We start from the raw sequence: 1,168 nt of genomic DNA, 5'->3' as shown, positions 1-1,168 counted from the left end.
TGGGGCATTCCGCAGGGCGGCGAAGCGAGCCTGCGCGCGGATGAGCAGCGCCTCCAGCCCGGCGATATGCCGGCGGACCGCGACCATCACCGTCAGACAACCGTCCGCATCGCACTCCCCAAGCGGAAGCAAGCCGGCAGACACACCGCAAGCCCCCACACCGGCAGCGGCCGGAACAGCGGCCACACCGGCAGCGGTCGGAGCGGCCGCGGTGCTGGCACCACCGGCACCGCCCTCGGCGGTGCCAGCGCTGGTGGCGGGCACGGGGGTGCTACCGACAGGCCGCGCGGATGGGCGGGTGCCGGCTGCCGGGTCGGAGACGCCCACCTCGGGTTCGAACATGTGTACGATTCTAGTCGCTTATCCGGATATTTCCACCACCGACGACGACCATTCTCCCCACCCCCACACATGCGCGCTCCGGGTCGAGGGCAACCGGTATCTGCAGAGCAATTCCCCCGGCCGCCGTGCACACGATGACGACGCAGCCCGCGAAGGGCGACCCGCCAAGTAATTCCCCACAACCACCGCGCATACGTCCGATCCGGATGCCTCTGATCCAGGTATCCGAAACCAAATAAGGGACGTCGCTATGACCGTTCGACCCCGCCCAGGATGGGATGGCCCTGCCTTCGTACAACGTGAAAGAACCCGCAAAGGTGATCATTTCAAGACGGCTCTTCCAAGCCCGCGGGCCCGCTACCGGGTGGTGAAGGCACCGCCGTTGACGTGGATGGTCTGACCGGTGATGTGCCGGGCGCCCGGACCGGCGAGGAAGTACGCCGTCTCCGCGATGTCCTCCGGCGTCCCCGGTCGCTTGTCGTGCGTCTCCTGGATGAGCGAGTGATGGCGTTCGTCGGTCATCCGGCCGCGGAAGAAGTTGGTGCCGGCGATGTAGCCGGCGGAGATGACGTTGCTGGTGATGCCATGGGCGCCGAGCTCGGCGGACAGCGAGGCATTCCACGCGGCCAGGGCAGCCTTGGCCGCGCCGTAGGATCCACCGCGACGTTCCGCCCCGATCGAACCGATGCTGATCACCGAGCCACCGGGGGTGAGCCTGTCCCGGATCGCGGCGGTGGTCAGGACCGCGCTGAGCAGATTCTGGGCCAGGGCAGCCTGCCACCCGGCGACCAGCGTCTCCAGACACGACCCGTCGCCGGACGGCGCC

1 protein-coding gene and 1 pseudogene are annotated in these 1,168 nt (G+C 68.4%); both read right to left on the bottom strand.

Annotated features, from left to right (window positions below):
* Positions 1 to 342: pseudogene (locus tag DD1DGNOD_RS09245) on the bottom strand (hypothetical protein); the annotation flags it as partial.
* A gap of 357 nt (positions 343 to 699) precedes the next feature.
* Positions 700 to 1,168 (bottom strand): SDR family oxidoreductase (locus DD1DGNOD_RS09240; protein ID WP_131769907.1); only part of this gene is annotated, 469 nt, incomplete at its 5' end.

The organism is Candidatus Protofrankia californiensis, from assembly GCF_900634765.1.
In the GTDB taxonomy this organism is placed as follows: domain Bacteria; phylum Actinomycetota; class Actinomycetes; order Frankiales; family Frankiaceae; genus Protofrankia; species Protofrankia californiensis.
The sequence above is the reverse complement of the archived record's forward strand: the minus strand, read 5'-3'. Positions and strand labels throughout refer to the sequence as shown.